General features: G+C 62.6%; 4 protein-coding genes and 2 pseudogenes. 5 read left to right on the forward strand and 1 reads right to left on the reverse strand.

The window, feature by feature from the left end:
• Positions 1 to 391 (forward strand): annotated as a pseudogene (locus AW06_RS20930) (transposase); the annotation flags it as partial.
• A gap of 139 nt (positions 392 to 530) precedes the next feature.
• On the opposite strand, the gene cls reads toward AW06_RS20930, so the two are convergent.
• The gene (gene cls, locus AW06_RS15515) at positions 531 to 1,961 is read right to left on the reverse strand and encodes a cardiolipin synthase (RefSeq protein WP_034951787.1); all 1,431 of its coding nucleotides are present in this window, start codon (positions 1,959 to 1,961) and stop codon (positions 531 to 533) included.
• 370 nt (positions 1,962 to 2,331) lie between these two features.
• Between cls and AW06_RS15520 the strand changes: the two genes are divergently transcribed.
• The 4 genes and pseudogenes from AW06_RS15520 to AW06_RS15535 form a co-directional block, all read left to right on the forward strand.
• On the forward strand, positions 2,332 to 2,946 hold the full coding sequence (locus tag AW06_RS15520; protein WP_046536129.1) for a CHRD domain-containing protein: 615 nt from the start codon (positions 2,332 to 2,334) through the stop codon (positions 2,944 to 2,946).
• Between the two features lie 103 nt (positions 2,947 to 3,049).
• A complete protein-coding gene (locus AW06_RS15525) occupies positions 3,050 to 4,711 on the forward strand; it encodes an isovaleryl-CoA dehydrogenase (protein ID WP_034951788.1) in 1,662 nt (553 codons plus the stop codon).
• A 233-nt stretch (positions 4,712 to 4,944) separates the two neighbouring features.
• Complete coding sequence (locus AW06_RS15530; protein ID WP_034951790.1) at positions 4,945 to 6,285, forward strand: ATP-binding protein; 1,341 nt, start codon at positions 4,945 to 4,947, stop codon at positions 6,283 to 6,285.
• Positions 6,282 to 7,228, forward strand: a pseudogene (locus AW06_RS15535) (hypothetical protein); the annotation flags it as partial. The gene AW06_RS15530 and the pseudogene AW06_RS15535, both read left to right, overlap by 4 nt.

Raw genomic sequence — 7,228 nt, forward strand, 5'->3', positions numbered from 1 at the left:
GGTCGATGGCGGCTATCCTGGACATGGGCAACTCGACGCGGTGGCTGGGGAGACCACCGTCTATGCGCCCGTGCCGAAGACTAAAGACCCGGCAGTCGACGTTCACCAAACGAAGGCAAAGGACAGCCCGGCGGTGGCTAAATGGCGGGAACGTATGGGAAGCGATGAGGCCAAGGCGCTCTACAAGGATCGCGCGGCGACTGCCGAATGGGTGAATGCGCCGGCACGCAACCGCAGCCTGAAGGGCTGACTGGTTCGCGGGCTGAAGAAAGTCAAGGGCGTCGCGCTGCTGTTCGCACTGGCGCACAACCTCATGCGCGCCGCGACGCTCGCCCCCGAACTGGTCGGCATAGGGACAGGAACGTCCGCAGTACCGCCAATGGCAGGGTAATCGGGAGAAAGGCGCGGAAAAGGGGGAGATCCAGGCCACAAGGCCAGCCAAAACATGCATTAAGCATCATTGGGCGCAGGCGGGCGCCAGCCGTCTGGTTGTGCCCAACGTGGTGCGGAAGTGAAAAATTCACAGCCTCTCAGAGTAACGGACTCATCACCTGCACGGCATTTTCGAGGACGCGACGCCAGTGTGGGCGCGCGCGCCATTTTTCCAGCAGCAAGGGCCGTGAACGAGATTCGTAATGGCGTTGCAGTTCGCGGACTTCAGCCGAGAATTGCTGGTCGTAAGCGATCAGCGAAATCTCGAAATTCAGTTCGAAGCTGCGCAGATCAAGGTTGACGGTGCCGAAGATCGTCACCTGTTCATCAATGACCATGCTTTTGGTATGCAGCAGACCGTCTGCGAAATGCAGGATGATGATGCCGACGGCGAGCAGGTCGTCGTTGTAGGCATCGCTGGCGTAACGGACCAGCCAGGAATCCACCTTCTCGGGAACGATCAGAATTACACGCACGCCACGGGCGGCCGCCGAGCGGAGCGCGACCAATAGCATCTCACTGGGAACGAAGTAGGGTGTGGTCAGAACGATCTCGCGTCTGGCCGCGTAGATTGCCGTGAGCAGCAGCGCCTCGATATGGCGGGTCGAGGCCTGCGGACCGGACGGGAAGATCTGCACCTGGCTGTTACCGGCGAGCGACAGGGCGGGTGCTTGCGGCGGTGCGAAATCGCCGCCGGACTGCAAGACAGTCAGCGACAGCGACACCGCTTCGAGCGCCCAGGCCGCCGGGCCTTCGATCCGGACCATCGCATCGACCCATTCGCCGACGCCGGCGCTCTGCTTGAAGAAGCGCGGGTCGGCGATATTCATGCTGCCGGTGTAGGCGAGGCGGCGGTCGATGACGGCGATTTTGCGATGATCACGAAGGTCAAGGCGGACGAACAGCACGCGCAGGGGATTGACCGGCAGGACTTCGACGATCTCGACGCCCGCGGTGCGCAGCCGTTCGATCGCCGTACTGCGGAAAAAGGAACGACTGCCAAGCGAATCCATTAGCGCGCGACAGAAGACACCGCGGCCTGCGGCATTGACCAGCGCGGTTACTAGGTCATCGACGAAGCCGCCGGCACTCCAGATGTAGAACTCCAGGTGCACCGTACTGCGAGCGGCATCGATGTCGGCAATCAGCGTGCGCATGATCGACTCGCTGTCGATGAGCAGTTGCAGTCGATGGCCGCCCATCAGCGGCAGGCCGGCAAGACCGGTTGCGAGTCGGCTGATGCTCTCCGCTCCACTGGAGAGGGTGGCGGGCGCAACCACGTCTTTCACCGGAAAATTTCCGGCCCAACGGAGGATTTGCGGTTGCAGGGTAATGGCTCTTTGCATCCAGGTCCTGCCGAGACGGCGTTCGCCGATCAGCAGATACGCCAGTGCGCCGATGGCTGGCAGAAGAATGACCAGCAGTAGCCACGCCAGCGCCGTGCCGTGCGAACTTCGCCGCGAAAAGATGCGCAGCGAAACCGCTAGTGCCAGCGCCAGATAGACGAAGGAAAGAAGACTGAAAACCATATAGGGCAGTATGAGACTGTTGCAGCGAATGGGTCAACGTGATGCACCACAGCAGTAGGCTATTGTCGGCAGCTACCTCAACCTCCCGGAAACCAAGCGTCTGTTTGGTGGAATGGCCGCGATGGGCGCTCCGCAGCACATCGCCGGGTGCAGTAGTGTCCATTCATGCGCGCATCGCCAACTGTCGGAAATTCTTACAGTTTGTTATCGGTGCTGCCGATTCGCCTTGACAAGTGTTTGATTTGATTCTTTTGTCATAGATCGGCGTGATTCTTGCTTGGTAATACCATGCCGTAGGATTGGTGGCTGCCATATAGAATCCTGCGGCATTAAAAATAACCAGCATATATCAGACGATTAGGAGGGGAAGATGAAAAGTTCAGTGCTTGTTGCGGCAATGTCTGCGACCATGTTTTTCGTAACGCCTTTGGTGCATGCGGAGTTGATCAGGTTTCACGCCAAGCTCAACGGTTTGAACGAGGTTCCGTCAAATGCTTCGCCGGGCATCGGATTGGCCGAAATCGAGTTCGACACAACGGCCCACACCATGCACGTAACCGCAGATTTTTCTGATCTGCTGGGCACGGTCACCGTCGCGCACATTCATTGTTGCACGCCTCTACCACTGACGTCGACCGCCGGAGTCGCGACAACAACACCCACCTTTCCCGGTTTCCCGGCCGGAATCACGAGCGGCAGCTATGACCAGCTTTTTGACCTGACTCAGGCCTCCTCTTTCAGCGCTGCGTTCATTACGGCCAACGGCGGTACGCCCGCAGGTGCCGAAGCGGCGCTGATCGCCGGTAGCAAAATCGGTAGAAGCTACTTCAATATTCACAGCAATCAGTTTCCCGGCGGCGAGATCCGGGGCTTTCTGGTTCCTGAGCCGACAACGCTCGGCCTGCTGGCCCTGGGACTGGTTGCCGGCCTGGTTTCGCGCTGCCGCCAGCGTATCCTGACTTCGCCAATCCAGCGAGGTAGCTAGCCCCGCTGCCGTAGCCGGCCCGCGATGCAGCGCGGGCCGTGGGAGGGATCGTGGGGGTGATGTCATGCCCGTTGGCGGAGCTGGTTATGAGCTGGAGGATTCAATGAGTCGCTGCACACATGCGGTGTTCAACCAGAGCACCCCCTTCGTCGACGTCAATTTGTTTACCACCCACCGTGCCCTGGCCGACGCGCTCAGCTTCAACCATGCCGGCTTTGACGCCGCGCGCTTTGCAGGACTCGGCGCCGAGATGGGGTCGGCCGAGATGCAGCGGCATGCGCGGCTGGCCAACACCTTTACACCGCAATTGAGGACCCATGACCGCTATGGTCATCGTGTAGACCAGGTCGATTTTCACCCGAGCTACCACGCCCTGCTGGCGGCGGCGCTGCGTCATCGCCTGCATGGCGCACCGTGGTCGGCGGGTACAGGAGGGCACGTCGAGCGTGCCGCGGCTTTCATGTTGTTTACCGAATGCGAGCCGTCGGTGCTCTGCCCGGTGTCGATGAGTTATGCGGTCATGCCGGCCTTGCGCGCCAACGCCGCGATCTACGCCGAATGGGCTGCGGGCCTGACCAGCGACCGTTACGATCAGCGCTTCCTGCCTTTCCAGGAAAAAACCGGCCTGACGATGGGCATGGGGATAACCGAGAAGCAGGGCGGTTCGGACGTGCGTGCCATCACCAGCCGGGCCGACATCGACGGCGAAGACGCCTGGGGCCGCCGCTACCGCATCACCGGCCACAAATGGTTTTTCTCGGCACCGATGTGTGACGCCTTCCTGGTGCTGGCGCAGACTCCCGGTGGCCTGTCCTGCCTGTTCCTGCCGCGGATCCTGCCCGACGGCACGGTCAACACGATTGCCATCCAGCGCTTGAAGCACAAACTCGGCAACCATGCCAACGCCAGCTCGGAGGTCGAGTTCGACGCGGCCTGCGCCTGGCTGGTCGGTGATGAGGGCCGTGGCGTACCACAGATCCTGGCCATGGGCGCGCTCACCCGACTCGATTGCGCGCTCGGTACCGCTGGCCTGATGCGGCATGCCCTGTCTCTGGCCTTGCACCACACTGCGCAGCGCCAGGCTTTTGGCAGATCCCTGGCCGATCAGCCGGTGATGAAGAATGTGCTCGCCGACCTGGCGCTCGAGAGCGAGGCAGCGACGGCGTTGGCGCTGCGTTTGGCCCGCGCGGTGGACCACAGCGAGAACGGGCAGGATGCTAGCGGCCACGAAACCCTGTGCCGCCGCTTGCTGACGCCGATCGCCAAATTCTGGATCTGCAAGCGCGGCAGCCTTTTCGCGCAGGAAGCGATGGAATCCCTGGGGGGAAACGGTTACGTCGAGGAGCAGGGCGAGGGCGTGATGGCGCGCATCTACCGCGAGATGCCCCTCAATTCAATCTGGGAAGGAGCCGGCAACATCATGGTGCTGGACCTGCTGCGTGCCTTGCGTGCTCCAGGTATGGCCAGTGCCCTGGAATACGAGATCTCGCCGGTGCGGCGTGCACATCCGGCACTTGAGCGGACCTTTGCAACGACGCTGCAGGCCATCGACGGCCTCCGGGAAGAAGCACAGGCCCGCTGTCTGGCGCGCGACCTGGCGCTGCTGCTGCAGGCCGCCTTGCTGCGCCAGCATGCCTGCGACGCGGTCTTTGACGCTTTCTGCGCGTCTCGCTTCGAGGCCGCGGCTGACGTTTTCGGTTTGCTGCCGGCTGGCGTCGACCTCGATGCCATCATTACGCGGGCGATGCCTGTGCAGATGGCCTGACGGTCATGACTTGCCCAGGTGTTCCCGATCAGGAGAGTGGAGATCGCACCCCCATTCGCCGGCGGTCGATGATCCTCACGCTGCGGGTGTGGTCGTGGCTTCCGTCGGCAGAGCCGAACCGCGCCAAAGGGGGCGCTGACCCGACCGATGGCCTGCACCCGACGGCGTTATAATCCATCTCTGCATGCGCGATGTGTGTCGCCTGCCCGTCCGCAACCAGTGAGGAATCCCCGATGAATGATCACCGTGCGCGTGCCAAGGCCTTCTTCAATGCGCTTGATCTGGACAAACCGATCGAATTCGGCGTGGCCGGGTTGGTCGACGGTGGTCTGGACCGGCAACTCTACGTCGAGAATATTCATGGCGATGGCGAGTTCGATTTGGTGCAGCAGTTGGCCGACCAGATCGATTTCGCCGCCAGCGCCGGGGCATACCTGTTTACCGGTAATCGCGGCACCGGCAAGACCACCGAGTTGCTGCGTCTGGCGAAGATCCTTGACGACCTGGGTTGCGAAGTGTTCTACATCGACCTGACCGAATACCTGATCCTGACGCAGCGTATCGAAATTACCGATTTCCTGTTCGCCGTGCTCGGAGCGTTCTCGGAAAAAATCACCGCGCGCTTCGGCGAGAACCCGGGCAAGCCAGGATTCTTCGCGCGCGTCTGCTCGTTTCTGCAATCCGACGTCAAGCTTACCGAAGTGAAGCTGCCCGCCGGGCCGATGGAACTCAAGGCTTCGTTGCAGCAGAACCCAACCTTCAAGGAAGAACTGCAGAAGAAGACGCGTGGCCTGGTCGAGCAGATCGTCAAGCAGGCGCGGACCTTCGCCGGCGAAGCCGTCGAATATGTCCGTGACCAGCGCCAGGACCCTGACCGCAAGGTGGTGCTGATCGTCGATTCGGTCGAGCGCCTGCGTGGCGTCGGCGATTCGGCCGACGTTCGCGAGGTCTTCAAGAGTGCCGAGACCCTGTTCGCTTCGCACGCTGACAAGCTGCGCTTCACCGGACTCTCGGTGGTCTACACCGTCCCGCCCTACCTTTCTGCCCTGGCTGGTGGTCTGGGCGCCTACTACGCTGGCGGGCGAATCTATACGCTGCCGAGCGTTCACATCTACCAGTGCCGGCCAGCCTCGGGAGTCTGCCCGGCACCCTATGCGCTGGGCGAAGAAAAGATGCGCGCGATTGTGGAACGGCGCTACCAGGCGTGGCGTGACTTCCTCAGCGAAGCGCAGTTGGCACGACTGGCGCTCAGTTCGGGGGGCGACCTGCGTGATTACTTCCGCATGCTGCGCCTGGCAATCACCCGTTCGCCGATGCGCGATGCGCTGGCGCTGTCCGACGCGGTGCTGCGCGATACCGAGGATGCCGTGCGCAGCGACATGCTGCCGATTGCCGCCGACGATCGCGCATGGCTCGCCAGGATCATGGCCAGCCACAAGCCGGAGTTGCCGAGTCTCGACGAGTTGCCCGATTTCGCCCGGCTGCAACAGGGCAAGTACATTCTGCAGTACCGCAACGGTGACGACTGGTTTGACGTGCACCCCCTGTTGCGGCGAGAAGTGGGCGAGGGGTGAAGTCCGACCGGATCGAGGATCTCTGGAGTCAGTTGCGACTGCACATCGAGTGGGCAAAGGGCTTCAGCCTGATCCTGCTGTTCGCCCAGCACCCGCAACCGGTCAAGCTGCTGCGCGAGCGTCTCGCGGACAGTCTGCGTCTGCGGACGCAGCGCCTGCGCGTGTGGCAGCCGAGTTCGACAGACGAGGTCGGGACTCTGGCCGAACAAATCTTCAAAGCATCCGGCAATCTGGCTGCCGGCCCGCTGTGGGTCGAACTCTGGCGGCACGCTGCTGAAGGGTCCTGGCAGCAGGCGCGGACGCAGCTTCTGCTGCGCCTCAACGAGCGTCGCTTTCTGCTCGAACGTGATCTGCGAAAGCCCCTGCTGCTGCTGTTGCCGCAGGAAGAGCATGGGACGGTCTACGTTTACGCTCCAGACCTCTGGGCCATTCGTAGCTTCAGTGCAGACTTACCGAATCCACCGAATCCGCCCCCCAGGGAACTACGTGGTCACGCGGCCGCCGGGCCGGCGAGAACGGAGCTAGTGAGCGCGTCCAGGCAGGCGAGCGAACTCGAGTGGGAACGTCTGTGGACCGGCACGGCCGATCGCGCCCGCCTGGATCCGCGCGATGGCTTCGCCGCCTTCGCAGCGGCGCGCGAGCGCGGCGACCTCGATGCAGCGGGCGTCGTGGCGGCGCAAACGCTCGAGCTGGCGCGTGCCCAGGTCGTGGCGACATCGACAATGATCCGCGAACGGAACCTCGTAATCGCCGTGAGCCAGCTCGGCGATCTCGCCGCCGACCTCGGCGACCTCGAAGCGGCGCGCAGTGCGTACGGCGAGAGCCTCGAACTGAGCCGGCGGCTGCGTACCAGCCTGGGCGACACGCCGCAGGTGCTGCGCGACCTGTCGATCTCGCTCAACAAGGTTGGGGGCGTCGCCGCCGACCTCGGCGACCTCGAAGC

Source organism: Candidatus Accumulibacter cognatus, from assembly GCF_000584975.1.
In the GTDB taxonomy this organism is placed as follows: Bacteria; Pseudomonadota; Gammaproteobacteria; order Burkholderiales; family Rhodocyclaceae; genus Accumulibacter; species Accumulibacter cognatus.